This is a genomic window from Lacinutrix mariniflava, from assembly GCF_001418015.1.
Classification (GTDB): Bacteria; Bacteroidota; Bacteroidia; order Flavobacteriales; family Flavobacteriaceae; genus Lacinutrix; species Lacinutrix mariniflava.
Window position 1 is genome coordinate 18,255 of the sequence record NZ_LIQG01000030.1, and the last position, 16,235, is coordinate 34,489.

Here is a 16,235-nt window from a genome sequence, read left to right on the forward strand (position 1 = left end):
ATTCCGTTTCAATGAATTATATTCAGCGTTAGATTAAATTCGAAGTTCGACTATTTTTTTTAGAAAGTCAAATATTAGATGGTGTTCAAAAAATCGACCAAGAGCAACACTGCTTTTCCACGATGTCCAATTTCATTCTTCAGCTTTAAATCTATTTCAGCAAAAGTTTCGGTGAAACCTTTTGGCATAAATATAGGATCGTAACCAAAACCTTGATTTCCTTTTTTATCCATGGTAATTTCACCTTTACAAATACCAGTAAACGTTTTTAACTCACCATTTAAGTGTAGAGATACTACGGTTTTAAATTGGGCGTTTCGGTTTGGTTTTTCTTTTAAATTAGTTAAAAGTAAATTCATATTATCGTTAGCATCGCGTTGAGGTCCTGCGTAACGCGCACTAAAAACTCCTGGCTCGTTATTTAAAGCTTCAACTTCAAGTCCCGTATCGTCTGCAAAACAATCGTAACCATAATGCTCTTTTATGTATTCTGCTTTTTGGATAGCGTTGCCTTTAATAGTGTTTTGAGTTTCTGGCACATCTTCAAAACACCCAATGTCTTTTAAGCTTAGTAATTTTATAGAAGCAGGAATTAAAGATTGTACTTCCTTTAGTTTATTTAAGTTGTTTGTGGCGAAGACTAGTTGCATGGTTTGGTTTTGTTTTTTTAAGGTAAAAATACGATTATACTTAAAAGTATAATTCTAAATGTGTAATGTTTTTTTTTAATGAAGAGAGATAAGCATATCTTGTCAGAAATTAAAAAAAACAAAGATTCAACCAAAACTCAACACCATGAAAAAATGTATTAGCCTATTATGTATTGTATTATTTATGTCTTGTAACGATGCCGAACATTCAAAAAATATTATTGGAGATTGGGAATGTGCTAGCTGGATTAATATTGCTACAGGAGAAGATAACTGCAATAATAATGTGACTTTTAATTTTAATGATGATCAAACTTATACTTCTAAAATACAGTCTAGTAATGTAGAAGGAAACTATAAAATAACTAACGGTTTATTATACTGCACACCAACAGGTAAAATGGAAATTGCAGTAGAAATTAATAAACTTACAAGTGATACTTTAGCGTTTACAATGAGCCGTTCTGGTAACAAGGAAGTCATGACTTTAGTAAAAAAATAGAAATTTTTAGTTACGAGATACACAAAGCTCCAACCACTTATTAACCATTATTTTATGATTCGCTTTTTTATTATTGCTTTAGTTTTTAGTATAACTGGTATTGCAAACGCTCAAAAACAATATACTTACCCAGAACTTTCTAAAGGCTCAGTTATCGATACTTATTTTAATGAAGACGTAGAAGATCCATACCAATGGATGGAAAATCCAGAAGATGTTAAGTTAACGGCATGGTTAAAAGAACAAACCAAACTTACAGATAAGCAAAAAAAGAAATATGTTAAGAGTTGGGTGCTTAGAGATCAAATAGCGACAATGTATAGTGGTGTTAGAACCAAGCAGAAAAAATCTTACAAAGAGAAAGCAGATAGTTTAAAAAGTAAATATGAGTTTAAGTTTAAGAATACTAGATTAAATAGAGCTTCAGATTTAGTGTATAGACTAAGAGGTAAGAATAATTACAAACGCTTATTTGAAATTAAAGAATATACTTTAGATAAGGGTGATAACGTAAGTATTACTAATAGATATGTTAATGAGGATTATGATCTAATTGCTATCGAAGTTTCCAATAATGGTAGTGATTGGAGAGAAGTATATTTTTTCGATTTAGTTACAGGAAATAAGCTAGAAGGTAAATTAAGTAATTTAAGAGCTGGAAGTAATTTAATATGGAATGCTAAAGATGTGTATTATGACGCATATAACAAGCCTGAAAAAGGCAGAGAATTATTAGATAAAGCAACTGGGCAAAAATTGTATTATCATAAATTAGGTACAGATCAATCTGAAGATAAATTATTGTATCAAAATGTAGATACCACTGGAACAAATAATTTTAACTATTTTAAATTGGGCGAAAAATTGTTTTTCAAACATTATTATGATGTTAGAGGTACAATTTACAGAGCGCTATCTGTCGCTAATATAAAACCAGAATCATTTTACTTGTCTAACTTTTTATTATACCCAAATACAAAAGGTATTTACATTAGTATTGAGGAACTCTTTAATAATAAAGTAGTCTTAAATACCAATTGGGAAGCTGCTAATGGGCGTGTTTTAATTGCCGATATTACAAAGCTTAATGCTGTTTCAGAATTAATTCCAGAGTATGACATTCTTTTAGAGAGTGTTAATAAACTAGGGAAAGATAAAATAGCATGTATTTATAGCGATAAAGGAAAAAATATAGTTTTAATTTTTAGTTTAGAAGGTGAACTTTTACGTAAAATTGATTTTCCAGAAGGAAAGCAATTAAATTATTTATTTGAGAATGAAGATAATGCAACACATACAGATTTTTGTATTTCTTCATTTTATCATCCAGATATTTGGTACCAATTATCACTATCTAGTTTAACGTTTAAACCAACACAAACACTATCTGTGCCTTATGAAGTTGAAACTTTAGAGACCAGGTATATTAACTACAAATCTAAAGATGGGACAGCTATACCAATGTATATTACGTGTTTAAAGGATACAGAATTAGATGGTAACAATCCAACTTTATTATACGGTTATGGAGGCTATGGAACAACAGTTGTTCCAAGGTTCGATGAGTCTTTAACATTGTGGTTGTTGCATGGTGGAATAATTGCTGTGCCTAATGTAAGAGGAGGAGGCGCTAAAGGAAGTGATTGGGGCAAAGCAGGTAGAAGGCTTAATAAACAAACAGCTATTGACGATTTTATTGCAGCCGCAGAATATCTTACTTTAAACAAATACACAAACAATAATAAATTAGCTATTAATGGGCGCTCACATGGAGGTTTGTTAGTTGCTGCTGCTTATGTACAACGACCAGAATTGTTTAAAGCAGCTATTGCAGAAGCGGGAGCTTTTGATATGTTACGTTTTTCTAAATTTACTGTAGGCTCTGTAAATACTAATATAAATGAGTTTGGTAGTGCAAGTAATGAAGCAGACTATAACAATTTAAAAACCTATTCTCCAATGCACAATATTAAGGATAATGTAAAATATCCTAATCTTATGCTTATTACTGGGTCAGAAGATGATAGAGTTCCTCCATTACATTCTTATAAATTTCTAGCTACTTTACAAGAAAAAGGGAGTAACGAATCGTTATACAATTTGTTGTTAATAAATGGATCGGGCCATGGAGGAACGCTTAATAATAAAGATTTCGAAAAGAAAATAATGTATAAATACTCTTTTCTATTCGATCAATTAGATGTGAGAATAGATTAGGTATTTACCTATGATGATAAGGTTCATTCTTTAATATAGTAAAACCTCTATACAATTGCTCGATGATAAATAAGCGCACCATTTGGTGAGAAAAAGTCATTTTCGAAAGTGAAATTTTCCCTTTAGCTTTACTGTAAACGTCTTCACTAAAACCATAAGGTCCGCCAATAACAAATACAAGCTGCTTGATACCAGAATTCATGTGTTTTTGTAAGTAGTTCGAGAAGCTAACGCTATCGTGTTGCTTGCCGTTTTCGTCTAATAAAATTAAAACATCAGTGGCGCTTAATTTATTTAAAATTAGTTCGCCTTCTTTTTGTTTCTGTTGTGCTTCGCTTAAGTTCTTAGAGTTTTTAATATCAGGTATAATTTCTAAATTAAACTTAATATAAAAGCCTAGACGTTTTTGGTACTCGTCTATTAAAGCTTGAAGTTGCTTATTGTCTGTTTTGCCAATGGCAATGAGTTTAATGGTCATATTATGTGTCGGGTTGAGCGCAATCGGTACTTGTTTTTTTACTTCTCGCTAACTGCATTGAATGCTTTTAATAAAAAAAACGTTTTCATTCTAGTGCTATTCAAAAAAAAAGCACTTTTAATAATTTTTAAAATACAAATTTATTGATTTGATTTTAATTCGGCAGAACAATTCAATTTCTTATTTTAGCTGAAACAAATTACACCAATGATTTCTCAAGAACAATTTAATAAAGAAATAGAACTTATAATAGCCAATGCCATTCGTGAAGATGTTGGTGATGGAGACCATAGTTCGCTATCGTGCATTCCAGCAACCGCTCAAGGTAAAGCAAAGCTTTTAGTAAAAGACGATGGTATAATTGCAGGAGTAGAATTCGCAAAACAAGTATTTGCTTATGTCGATCCTAAAATGAAAGTCGAAACCTTAATTGAAGATGGAAGCAAGGTAAACTATGGAGACATTGTTTTTTATGTAACAGGAGCTTCGCAATCTATTTTAAAAGCAGAAAGACTAGTGTTAAACGCAATGCAACGTATGAGTGCTATTGCGACTAAAACTAAAATGTTTGTAGATTTATTAGATGGCACTGGAACAAAAATTTTAGACACGCGTAAAACAACTCCAGGTATTCGTGCTTTAGAAAAATGGGCTGTTAAAATTGGTGGAGGTGAGAATCATAGGTTTGCTTTATACGATATGATTATGCTTAAAGATAACCATATTGATTTCGCAGGCGGAATTACTAAAGCCATAGAAAAAACACAGCAGTATTTAAAAGAGACCAATCGCGATTTAAAAATTATAGTGGAAGCTAGAGATTTAAATGAAATTGAAGAAATCCTTAAAACCGATGGTGTTTATAGAATTTTAATAGATAACTTTAATTACGAAGATACTAGAACAGCCGTAAAACTTATTGGAGACAAATGTTTAACAGAAAGTTCTGGCGGTATTAACGAAAAAACAATTAGAGATTACGCACTTTGTGGTGTCGATTATATTTCTTCTGGAGCTTTAACGCACTCCGTTTATAATTTAGATTTAAGCTTAAAAGCGGTAGATTAAATAGCATATAAATGCCAGAAACTAGGATTGAGGAATTAATAGAAGAGAAAGTTGTTGAAGAACAACTTAAAGAGCAAAATTTAAAACAAAAGTTGCTTAAAATACCTGTGCTTAATATTATAATAAAATTATTAAGTAATATAAAATTGCCTGGATTAGAAGGTCTTTCTCTGTACGATTTGTTGGAACTCTATGTTATTGGTATTGCTAAAGGAGCGCTAACGACACGAGCAAGTGCAATAGCTTATAGTTTTTTTACGGCATTATTTCCTTTTTTGCTTTTTATTATTATTGTTATTCCAAGTATTCCAATAGACGATTTTGAAGGCGAGTTTTTAACCTTTCTAGAATCTGTCCTACCACCAACAACAACAGATTTTTTTCACGATAATATTTTCGATGCCTTAAAAGGGAACAATGGTAATACTGGTTTGCTATCTACTGTTTTAGTGGTTGCTATATTTTTAATGACTAATGGTGTAAATGCACTCTTTTCTGGGTTCGAGAATTCTTATCATCAACAATTAACGCGTAATGCTTTTAAGCAGTACTTCTTTGCCATGGGAGTTGCCTTAATTTTATCGTTGCTTTTAATTTTAACAGTAGCAGTGCTAGGTTATTTTCAAATTTATGTAGTAGATAATACCTTAGAATTTTTTAAAGAATATGGCTACGAATCAAGACGGAAAGCAGATTTTTGGACTAACATGGCGCAATATGCTTTCTTCGTTATTATTACTTTTCTTGCTACCGCAACATTATATTATCTTGGAACGCGAGAAGGTAGAAAGGCTAGTTTTTTCTCTGTAGGCGCATTGTTTACAACGATATTGATTATGTTAACCTCATATTTTTTTGGAATATACATAGAGAATTTCTCAAATTATAATGAGCTTTATGGATCTATTGGAGCCTTATTGATATTGCTGTTTTACCTTTGGCTTAATGCAAATATTTTGTTACTAGGTTTTGAGTTGAACATGGCATTAATGGGTTTAAAAAAACAACATGAAAATGAATAAGTATTTTTTAATTTTAGTGTTTTTATTTTCCTTTTTAGGAAATGCTCAAGATATATTTGGAAAATGGACAACTGTCGATGATGAAACAAAAGAAAAGAAATCTATTGTTGAAATTTTTAAGAGAGATGGAAAAGTGTTTGGAAAAATTATAGAGATTTTTGATGTCTCAAAAAGAGAATTACCTTGTATATATTGTAAAGGGTCAGATTATAATAAACCAGTTTTAGGTTTGGAAATAATTAAAAATATGAAAGCGGATGGTGAATATTACAGAAAAGGAACTGTAATAGATCCCGAAAATGGAAAAACATACAAATTGAGATTGGCTTTAGATGATGAAAACGAAGATCTCCTTCAAGTACGAGGTTATATTGGTTTTTTCTACCAAACGCAATATTGGGAACGCGTTGTGCAGTAGATAATTAATACTCAAGAATTATCAAGAAACAATTATCAGTAAATAATAGTCAGGTCAAAAAGTAATAATAAAACAATTCAACACTTTAATAATTTAATTGAACCATTTTATAGACGTCATATTAGCCATTCCGCTTGAAAAAATGTTTACTTATAGCATTACTCAGGCTGAATCTCAATTTTTAGAAGTTGGTATGCGTGTGTCTGTACCTTTTGGTAAAACAAAAATTCATACAGGTTTGGTTGGTGCAATACATACCAATGCGCCTTTAATATACGAGGCTAAGGAAATACATCAAATATTAGACGAAAAACCAATTGTTACCTCAAAACAATTAGAGTTTTGGCAATGGATTGCTAAGTATTATATGTGTACCGTAGGCGAGGTAATGCGTGCGGCTTTACCAAATGCTTTTATTCTTGAAAGTGAAACACTAGTAAGTAGGAATTTAAATAAGGAAATAAAAGAAACTGATTTAAAAGATGATGAATATTTGGTGTACGAAGCATTGCATCATCAATCAACATTAAAGATTCAAGAGATTTCTAATATTCTAGATAAAAAGAATGTGCTTCCGGTAATTAAACGCCTAATAGAAAAAGAGGTTATTTTACTGCAAGAAGAAATCTATGATAAATACAAGCCTAAATACGTTAGGTATGTAAAATTACAGCCAGAATATACTAGCGAAGTTGGTTTACATGAATTATTAAACGATTTAAGCAGAGCAGAAAAGCAAAGACAAGTAGTAATGACTTTGTTTTCAATTTCGGTTAAAACGAAGAAACCTGTTAAAGTAAAAGAGTTGATAGAGGAGAGTGGAGGCTCTTCGGCAATAGTAAAGACTTTAATAGATAAAGGTGTTTTAGAAGAATATCATATTCAGACAGATCGTGTGCAGTATGAAGGTGATGAAAATGAAGATAGTAAAGCTTTAAACGAATATCAAGCTGAAGCACTAAAACAAATAGAAACGTCTTTCGAAACTCAAAATGTAACGCTTTTACACGGTATAACATCTTCTGGAAAAACAGAGGTGTATGTAAAACTTATAGAATCTGTTTTAGAAGAAGGAAGGCAAGTGTTGTATTTACTACCAGAAATTGCTTTAACCACACAATTAGTAGTGCGACTTCAAAACTACTTTGGAGAGCAGGTAGCAGTGTTTCATAGTAAATACTCGGCTCATGAGCGTGTTGAGGTTTATAATCAAGTGTTGGGTAATTCCGCGAAAGCGAAAATAATTTTAGGTGCGCGCTCTTCTATATTTTTACCATTCCATGATTTAGGATTAATAATAGTGGACGAAGAACACGAGCAATCGTTTAAACAATTCGATCCTGCGCCACGTTATCATGCAAGAGATGCGGCAATAGTTTTAGCACATTTACATAAAGCAAAAACATTATTAGGTAGTGCAACACCAAGTTTAGAAAGCTACAATAATGCTATTGATAAAAAATACGGATTAGTAGAAATAAACCGTCGTTACAACAATGTGCAATTGCCTGAGATTGAATTAGTAGATCTGGCAGAGAAATATAAAAAGAAACGCATGAAAGGTCATTTTAGCGATAGAATGATTGAAGAAATTACCGAAGCTTTAGAAGAAGGTTACCAAGTAATCTTGTTTCAAAATAGGCGTGGTTACTCACCAATTGTGGAGTGTAATACTTGTGGTCACTCTCCGCAATGTACAAATTGCGATGTGAGTTTAACCTACCACCAATATAGAGGGCAATTGCGTTGCCATTACTGCGGTTATACAAGTGCTATGTTGCAAAAATGTATGGCTTGTGGGACTTCTAATTTAGATACCAAAGGTTTTGGTACAGAGCAAATAGAAACCGAAGCGAAAACACTATTTCCAAAGGCTAAAGTGGCACGTATGGATTTAGATACTACACGCGGAAAATACGGTTACGAGAAAATTATTACAGCCTTAGAGCAGCAAGAAATAGATATTTTAGTTGGCACGCAAATGCTAACTAAAGGTTTAGATTTTAGAAATGTAAAGGTTGTAGGTATTATGAACGCAGATAATTTACTTAATTTCCCAGATTTTAGAGCGCACGAACGTAGTTTTCAATTAATGTTACAAGTTTCTGGTCGTGCAGGAAGAACAAAAGAACGTGGTAAGGTGTTAATACAAACCTATAATCCATATCATAAAATATTACAACAGGTTTCTACTAACGATTATCTTGGAATGTTTAAAGAACAATTGCAAGAACGTCGCGATTTTAAATACCCTCCATTTTATAGATTAATTAAAATTACATTAAAACACAGAGATTATAACAAGGTAGAAACGGCTAGCGATTGGTTTGCTAAATCTTTAAGACAGGTTTTTAAAGGAAATATTCTAGGACCAGAATTTCCGCCAGTATCGCGTGTAAGAAATCAATATTTAAAAAATATTCTAATTAAAATACCGCAACCGCAATCTTTGGGTAAAACAAAAGAAGCTATAAAGAAAATTAATTCAAGCTTCGAAGCGATTGGTGCTTTTAAAGGTGTTCGTGTTATTTTGAATGTGGATAATTACTAATACTATCTGTCATTGCGAGGATGCAGGACGTGGCAATCTGTTGATTGTTTGGTATTATTTAAAATCTAGTTCTAATTGAAGAGATTACTCGCTTTTTATATTTTTTTTAATGGATTCGTGAATGCTTCGCATGTGCCACGCTTTTTTCTAACTAAAAAGCTCGCAATGACGACTGGAAACAAAAAAAATCCTACTAATTAAAGCAGGATTTTCAATATTATAATAATCGTTTCAGCTTAAATATTATTTAAAGCATCAACAAGTAAGGTCTTTTTGTTTCTACTTAAAGGAATTTCGTAAGAACCAACTTCAACGTTTTTACTATTAAATCGGTCTACTTTATCTAAATTCACAATGTAGGATTTGTGAATTCTTAAAAATTTACCTTCAGGCAGTTCGCCTTCAAAAGCTTTCATTGTAGATAAAACGACAAGAGAAGTGTCTTCGGTTACTAATTTTACGTAATCACCAAGTGCTTCTATCCACTTTATATCTTTAATATATACTTTACGTTTTTTTAGGTTACTTTTTACAAAGATATGTTCACCTTCAGTTTCGTTAAAGTCTAGTTTAAGTTTGTGGTGCTCTAAAGCTTTATCAACGGCTTGATTAAAACGTTCCCTATTAATAGGTTTTTGTAGATAATCTGTCGCGTCGTAGTTAAAAGCTTTAAATGCGTATTCTGTTTTTCCAGTAACAAAAATAATTTGAGGTTTGTTATTTAACACATCTAATAGTTCGAAACCATTAAGTACTGGCATCTCAATATCTAAAAAGATAAGATCTACCTTGTGCGTATTCAAGCCATTTTTTGTTTCTAAAGCGCTGCTGTATTCAGCAATTAGGTTTAAGGAGTTATTGTTCTCAATCAATTTGACTATTGAAAGCCTTTGTATTGCCGAATCATCAACTACTACACAATTTAGAGTCATAGCGTTTGTTTTATTTGGGTTTAATTATCGACAATGTTACAACAAATTCGGATTAAATCCAAAAAACATCGCTTAAATGTAAATTTTAACATTTCATTTAGATTTGATCGCAATTATAATAGGTGTTTTAATTAAATTGTAAAAGAATTGTGTGTTATTACAAAAAGAGTTACTTTTGCACTCATTTTAACACAAATAAATAGATTTTTATGAATCATTATGAAACTGTTTTCATCTTAAATCCCGTTTTATCTGATACACAGATAAAGGAAACAGTACAGAAATACGAAGAATTTCTTACTACTAGAGGAGCAAAGATGGTATCCAAAGAAGATTGGGGACTTAAGAAGTTAGCTTACCCAATTCAAAACAAGAAAAGTGGATTTTACCACTTATTTGAGTACACCGTAGATGGTGAACACATTAATCCTTTAGAAGTAGAGTTTAGACGTGATGAGCGTTTTATGCGTTACTTAACTGTAGCTTTAGACAAGCACGCGATTTCGTGGGCAGAGAGAAGAAGAGTTAAACTTAAACAAAAAGCGTAATTATGGCATCTATCGAGCAACAAGCAAAAGGAAAAAAAGAAGGTGAAATTAGATATTTAACGCCTTTAAATATTGATACGAACAAGCAGAAAAAGTATTGTCGTTTCAAGAAATCTGGTATCAAGTATGTGGATTACAAAAATCCAGACTGGTTAATAGGTTTTATAAACGAACAAGGTAAAATTTTACCAAGACGTTTAACAGGAACTTCTTTAAAGTATCAAAGAAAAGTATCTGTAGCAGTAAAAAGAGCGCGTCACTTAGCGTTATTACCTTATGTAACAGATTTATTAAAATAAAACATTCATAACAATGGAACTTATATTAAAACAAGACGTTGAGAATTTAGGATTTAAAGACGACATTGTAACGGTTAAGAACGGTTATGGTAGAAACTTTTTAATTCCTACTGGCAATGCTGTTATCGCTACAACTTCTGCAAAGAAAGTATTAGCAGAGAACTTAAAGCAACGTGCATATAAAGAAAAGAAAGAAATCGAAGAAGCAACGGCAATTGCTGAAGCTATCAAAGGTTTAGAGATTAAAATTGCTTCAAAAACTGGTCAAGGAGACAAGTTATTTGGTTCTGTAAACAACATTAATGTTGCAGAAGCTTTAGCAAAAGAAGGTCACTCAATAGACAAAAAATTCATCTCAGTAACAGGTGGAAATGTTAAACGTTTAGGAATGTATGATGCATCTATTCGTTTACACAGAGAAGTATCTGCAGACATTCAGTTTGAAGTTATTGCTCAAGCTTAAAAACAAACTTTGTTAACGTAATGTTAATAAAATTTTAATATTAAAAGCCACTTATTTATAAGTGGCTTTTTTTTTTGTTAATTTTGGTTTAAATTAATGATGTAGTGATAATTAACTACAACCAAAACCCTCCACAGAATGAAAAAAAAATTACTTTCAATTTTATTTATGTTTTTTGTTGCTATAGCATTTGCTCAAGTCACAACATCTAACATAAAAGGTCTTGTTTTAGATGAACTGAACGAACCTTTACCAGGAGCCAATGTACTTGCCGTACACACACCAACAGGAACTAAGTTTGGTTCTGCTACAAATTTTGATGGTCGATTTAACTTACTTAACCTTAAAGTAGGTGGACCATATTCTATTACAATTAGTTATGTAGGTTACAAGGAACAAGTTTTTACCAATGTTTATTTAACTTTAGGTAAAACACAAAATTTAGATGTAACTATGGCTTCCAATAGCCAGTCTTTAGAAGCGGTTGTTATTACGGGAACAGGTGGAACCGGAACTTTTGGTAGTGATCGTACTGGAGCAGAAACAAGTGTTGGTAGAAGAGAGCTAACTAGTTTACCAACAATTTCTAGATCTGCAGCAGATTTTACTAGATTAGAACCTTCGTCTTCAGGAAACTCTTTTGGAGGTAGAAATGATCAATTCAATAATTTTAGTTTAGATGGTGCTGTTTTTGGTAATCCGTTTGGATTAGATGCAGCAACAGTTGGTGGGCAGACAGATGCGCAACCAATTTCTTTAGATGCTATAGATCAAATACAAGTATCGTTAGCGCCATACGATGTAACACAATCAGGTTTTACAGGAGCCTCTGTAAACGCGGTAACAAAGAGTGGAACAAATGAGTTTCACGGAACTGTATATGGTTTTACAAGAAACGAAGATCTTACAGGAGGTAAAATTAAAGGTGAAGATGTTTTTAAAGCCGATTTAGAACAAACACAATACGGATTAAGTATTGGAGGACCATTAATAAAAAATAAGTTATTCTTTTTTGCCAATTTCGAGAAAGATGAACGTACAGATTTAGGTGCACCATTTACACCAAATAGAGGTTCTGGAGCAGTAAACGAGTCTATTGTTGCAGAGCAAGACTTAATGGATGTTAGTAATGCTTTATTAAATCTTGGCTATAATCCTGGGAGATACGAAGGTTTTAATTACAACTCTAACTCTACAAAAGGTATTTTTAAAATAGATTGGAATATTAATGATAATAATAGATTAGCAGTAATTTATAACTTCTTAGATGCGTCGAAGCAAAAGCCAGCGCACCCAACAGCTATTGGTGTTAGAGGTCCAAGTTTTAGAACTTTACAATTCGAAAACTCTGGTTATGAAATTAACAATAAGTTAAATTCATTTCAAATAGAATTAAATTCTACTTTACCAGGAGATGTTACTAACAAATTACAAATTGGTTATACGCATTTTGACGATTTTAGAAATCCTTTATCAGGTCCAGCACCAGTTATTGCAATTCAAGATGGAGCGGGTTCAAATTACATTATTGCAGGTCACGAACCATTTTCTATAAATAATAAACTAGACCAACGCGTATTTCAATTAACAGATAACATGAATTTCTTTAAAGGAGATCACACGTTTACTGTAGGTTTTAACTTCGAGAAATTTGAATTTAAAAACTCATTTAACTTAGTTAATTACGAATCTTTTAACTTTGGTATCTTTCCTTATTACGGACTATTTTCACCATACCCAGATGTTCAAACTTTCTTAGACAACGCTCAGCCTGGTGGAGTAGTAGATCAATATTTAGGTGCAACTCAAAATGCGTTTAATCAGTTTAATGCTAATGGAGACGGAAATGATGGTGGATGGAAATTAGCAGAGCTTAACGTTGGGCAATTAGCATTTTATGTTCAAGATGAATGGAATGTTACAGACAAGTTTAAATTGACTTATGGTATACGTTTAGATAAACCTTTATATTTTGATACAGGAGACTTAATACAAAAGTATATAGATACAGAAAACGGAGCAACAAGAGACAACTCGGTTACATATTTTAATCCAAATACTAACGAAGAAGTTACTTTAGAATCTACAACCTTACCAGATAGTAAGCCATTAATTTCTCCAAGAGTTGGTTTTAATTACGATGTTAAAGGCGATAATACTTTTCAAGTACGTGGTGGATCAGGGATTTTTACAGGTCGTTTTCCTTTTGTTTGGTTAGGTAATCAAGTTAGTGGAGCAGACGATGGTTTCTTTCAAATAGTAGACCCAGATTACAAATGGCCACAAGTTTGGAGAACAAATATTGGTGGTGATTACAAATTCGAGAATGGCGTAATACTAACTGCAGATGTGTCTTATACTAAAGACATTAATGGTGCTCATGTACAAAACTGGGGATTACGTAATCCTACAGAAACTTTAAATGCTCCTGGAGATAATAGACCAGTATATGCAGATGCAGATAAAGGTAATAATGCATATGTATTTACAAACTCTAATAAAGGACGTATTTGGAACTATACATTAAAGGCTCAAAAAACATTTGGAAAAGGATTTTACACAAGTTTAGCTTATAACCATTTAGATTCTAAAGATGTAAACTCCATTGAAGCAGAAATTACAGGAGATGCTTTCGATTTTAATCAAGTATCAGGAAATGCAAATGATGATGTTTTAAGTGCTTCTAAGTATGGAGATAAACATAGATTTATTGGTGTAGCAAGTAAGAAATTTACTTATGCTAACGATAAATGGTCTACAACATTATCTACATTTTTTGAGTATGCACAAGGCGGACGTTTTAGTTATACTTATGCAGGAAATATAAATAACGATAGTTCTGGTCAGAATAACGATTTACTATATGTGCCAACAGCAGGAGAATTACAGCAAATGCAATTTGCAGGAACTCCAGCAGAGCAAGTTACTCAAGCAGCAAACTACGAAGCTTATATTCAACAAGACGATTATTTAAGCGAAAATAGAGGAGAGTATACAGAGCGTTATGGCGCATTAGCACCATGGAGAGGAAAATGGGATGTTAAGTTACTACAAGATTACAAGTTTAATGCAGGTAACGGTAAAACAAACACTATTCAAATAAGTGTAGATGTTTTAAACGTTGGAAACTTATTAAATAGCGATTGGGGAATTGTACAACTTCCTAATAATGTAAGTCCTGTTTCTGTATCTGTAGATCAAACTACAAATACACCAACATATTCTTTTAACGAGTCTAATCAAGAAACTTTTGGTTACAACACCTCATTATTATCAAGATGGCAAGCACAGATAGGAGTGCGTTACATTTTCTAATAATAAACCATAATAATTTACGTAAATTTGCGCTTCTAATTTTTTTAGAAGCGCATTTTTTATTTCAAATCGTTTCTAATTTTTAAAATTAATTTTAATTATAACGCTTTCGCGGAAACACCAATTTATGAAGCATTTTTATTATTTACTATTAGTTGTCCTTTTTGTGTCTTGCAAGAACGAGGTTTCTAAAACCTCAACTTCAACTGAAACTGAAACACAAACCATTAAAAAATCTGCATTAATTGAAGCTTTTAAATACAAGCCTAATGCCGATCCAATAATAAGTGTGCATAGAGGAGGAAAAAGTATAAAAAACTATCCAGAAAACTGTTTAGAAACATTACAATATGTAAACGATAGTATTCCTGCTATCTACGAAATAGATATTGCTAAAACCAAAGACAATACATTAGTATTATTACACGATAATAGTTTAGGCCGTACAACAACAGGAACAGGGAAATTAACAGACTATAGCTACCAAGAATTAAAAGCTTTTAATTTAGAAGACGATTTTGGAAACGAAACGACTTTTAAAATACCATTATTTACAGACATATTAAAATGGGCAAAAAGTAATAATGTAGTATTAACGGTTGATATTAAACGTAGTGTTGCAGTAGAAACAGTAATAGATGCTATTAGAGCAGAAAAAGCAGAAGATGTTTGCCTAATTATAACATACAATATGGAACAAGCTCAAAAGGCCTATAATTATGCGCCAGAGTTGTTATTATCTGTTTCTGGTAGAAATGAAAAGGAATTAAACTGGTTATTAGATTCTAATATACCAACAGAAAATATGTTTGCATTTACAGGAACGCGTTTATCTCCAGATAATTTTTATAAAACAGTACAATCTCATGGTATAAAAACCATATTAGGGACTCTAGGGAATTTAGATAAACAAGCGGAATCTAAAGGAGATACGCCTTATAAAGTTTGGCAAGAAAAAGGAATAGATGTTTTTGCTACAGATAGACCTTTTGCTGCAGCAAAGGCTTTAGGTATTAGTAAATAGAATCAATTATCCTGCAAGCTTTTTTAAACCATGCAGGTATTTAAATAAAAACAAAAAATAATTAGACTTTCGTTTTTACGGAAGCTAAAAAATATATTTTTTAGATGAAATATTCAAGACTTACAAAAGAACAATTCGAAGAATTAGAACAAGAGTTTATTAACTTTTTAGCTACACAATCTATAACAGGAGACGAGTGGACTAACTTAAAAGCTAATAAACCAGAATTAGCAGAATTAGAATTAGATATCTTTAGCGATTTAATTTGGGAAGGTGTTTTAAACCAAGCCAAGTATTTAGAACATATTTCACCTAACGACATCCACTTGTTTGCTTTAAATGAAGACCACATGCATTTAGTTGGTATTAAAGTAAAAGAAGAAGAAATAGATTTAACTACAACAGAAGGTTTTGCTTGGCTTCGCGAAAACTTAATGCACGATAATGTAGAATTTGTACAAGCAAAAAAAGAGTATACTGAGGATAAAAACTTAGATAGATTTACACTTATTCAACAAGGCTCAAATATTACAAAAGGCGAGTTGTATACGTATATGCATAAACTTATAAACTAAACACGCAAATGTAAAGTCATTGCGAGGAGAAACGACGTGGCAATCTGTTTATCGTTTATGAAGGTTTTAAAACCTAACTTCAATTAAATAGATTATCACGCTTTTTTATAATAAAAGAGTTCGCAATAACAAGGCTACGTTGTCACTTCGAGTGATTCCGAAGCATGAGGAAT

The 16,235-nt window shown here is 32.0% G+C and carries 15 protein-coding genes; 12 read left to right on the forward strand and 3 right to left on the reverse strand.

Annotated features, from left to right (window positions below):
• Positions 1 to 74 precede the first annotated feature (74 nt).
• Positions 75 to 650, reverse strand: coding sequence for a non-canonical purine NTP diphosphatase (locus ASC44_RS15300; protein ID WP_055448500.1), 576 nt, complete (start codon positions 648 to 650; stop codon positions 75 to 77).
• Positions 651 to 795: 145 nt separating this feature from the next.
• Between ASC44_RS15300 and ASC44_RS15305 the strand changes: the two genes are divergently transcribed.
• Together ASC44_RS15305 and ASC44_RS15310 are read left to right on the forward strand one after the other, a co-directional pair.
• Positions 796 to 1,152 (forward strand): lipocalin-like domain-containing protein, encoded by a 357-nt coding sequence (locus tag ASC44_RS15305; protein WP_083476324.1) that lies wholly within the window; start codon positions 796 to 798, stop codon positions 1,150 to 1,152.
• Between the two features lie 54 nt (positions 1,153 to 1,206).
• Complete coding sequence (locus tag ASC44_RS15310; protein ID WP_055448502.1) at positions 1,207 to 3,369, forward strand: prolyl oligopeptidase family serine peptidase; 2,163 nt, start codon at positions 1,207 to 1,209, stop codon at positions 3,367 to 3,369.
• A gap of 4 nt (positions 3,370 to 3,373) precedes the next feature.
• Here the strand turns inward: ASC44_RS15310 and rlmH are convergent, their stop codons facing one another.
• Positions 3,374 to 3,847 carry a 23S rRNA (pseudouridine(1915)-N(3))-methyltransferase RlmH gene (gene rlmH, locus ASC44_RS15315; protein WP_055448503.1) on the reverse strand — a complete coding sequence of 158 codons (474 nt, stop codon included), beginning with the start codon at positions 3,845 to 3,847 and terminating at the stop codon, positions 3,374 to 3,376.
• A gap of 207 nt (positions 3,848 to 4,054) precedes the next feature.
• Here rlmH and nadC point away from each other — a divergent pair, with 207 nt between their 5' ends.
• From nadC to priA, 4 genes are all read left to right on the forward strand, one after another.
• Entirely contained in the window at positions 4,055 to 4,915 is an 861-nt protein-coding gene (gene nadC / locus ASC44_RS15320; RefSeq protein ID WP_055448504.1) for a carboxylating nicotinate-nucleotide diphosphorylase, read from the forward strand.
• Between the two features lie 11 nt (positions 4,916 to 4,926).
• Complete coding sequence (locus tag ASC44_RS15325; protein ID WP_083476325.1) at positions 4,927 to 5,937, forward strand: YihY/virulence factor BrkB family protein; 1,011 nt, start codon at positions 4,927 to 4,929, stop codon at positions 5,935 to 5,937.
• A complete protein-coding gene (locus tag ASC44_RS15330) occupies positions 5,930 to 6,355 on the forward strand; it encodes a DUF2147 domain-containing protein (protein ID WP_152973352.1) in 426 nt (141 codons plus the stop codon). Before ASC44_RS15325 ends, ASC44_RS15330 begins: the two co-directional genes overlap by 8 nt.
• A gap of 97 nt (positions 6,356 to 6,452) precedes the next feature.
• Positions 6,453 to 8,906, forward strand: coding sequence for a replication restart helicase PriA (priA, locus tag ASC44_RS15335; RefSeq protein ID WP_055448506.1), 2,454 nt, complete (start codon positions 6,453 to 6,455; stop codon positions 8,904 to 8,906).
• A 236-nt stretch (positions 8,907 to 9,142) separates the two neighbouring features.
• Here the strand turns inward: priA and ASC44_RS15340 are convergent, their stop codons facing one another.
• Positions 9,143 to 9,838 carry a LytR/AlgR family response regulator transcription factor gene (locus tag ASC44_RS15340; RefSeq protein WP_055448507.1) on the reverse strand — a complete coding sequence of 232 codons (696 nt, stop codon included), beginning with the start codon at positions 9,836 to 9,838 and terminating at the stop codon, positions 9,143 to 9,145.
• Between the two features lie 209 nt (positions 9,839 to 10,047).
• Between ASC44_RS15340 and rpsF the strand changes: the two genes are divergently transcribed.
• The 6 genes from rpsF (at position 10,048) to ASC44_RS15370 (ending at position 16,062) form a co-directional block, all read left to right on the forward strand.
• Complete coding sequence (rpsF, locus tag ASC44_RS15345; protein ID WP_055448508.1) at positions 10,048 to 10,386, forward strand: 30S ribosomal protein S6; 339 nt, start codon at positions 10,048 to 10,050, stop codon at positions 10,384 to 10,386.
• Positions 10,386 to 10,685: a 30S ribosomal protein S18 gene (gene rpsR, locus ASC44_RS15350; protein ID WP_198520124.1), complete on the forward strand. Its 300-nt coding sequence runs from the start codon at positions 10,386 to 10,388 to the stop codon at positions 10,683 to 10,685. The genes rpsF and rpsR overlap by 1 nt, the downstream gene beginning before the upstream one ends.
• A gap of 13 nt (positions 10,686 to 10,698) precedes the next feature.
• On the forward strand, positions 10,699 to 11,148 hold the full coding sequence (rplI, locus tag ASC44_RS15355; protein WP_055448509.1) for a 50S ribosomal protein L9: 450 nt from the start codon (positions 10,699 to 10,701) through the stop codon (positions 11,146 to 11,148).
• A 138-nt stretch (positions 11,149 to 11,286) separates the two neighbouring features.
• Positions 11,287 to 14,463, forward strand: coding sequence for a TonB-dependent receptor (locus tag ASC44_RS15360; protein ID WP_055448510.1), 3,177 nt, complete (start codon positions 11,287 to 11,289; stop codon positions 14,461 to 14,463).
• Positions 14,464 to 14,590: 127 nt separating this feature from the next.
• Entirely contained in the window at positions 14,591 to 15,487 is an 897-nt protein-coding gene (locus ASC44_RS15365) for a glycerophosphodiester phosphodiesterase family protein (RefSeq protein WP_055448511.1), read from the forward strand.
• A 104-nt stretch (positions 15,488 to 15,591) separates the two neighbouring features.
• Positions 15,592 to 16,062 carry a DUF6495 family protein gene (locus ASC44_RS15370; RefSeq protein WP_055448512.1) on the forward strand — a complete coding sequence of 157 codons (471 nt, stop codon included), beginning with the start codon at positions 15,592 to 15,594 and terminating at the stop codon, positions 16,060 to 16,062.
• The last annotated feature ends 173 nt before the right edge of the window (positions 16,063 to 16,235 follow it).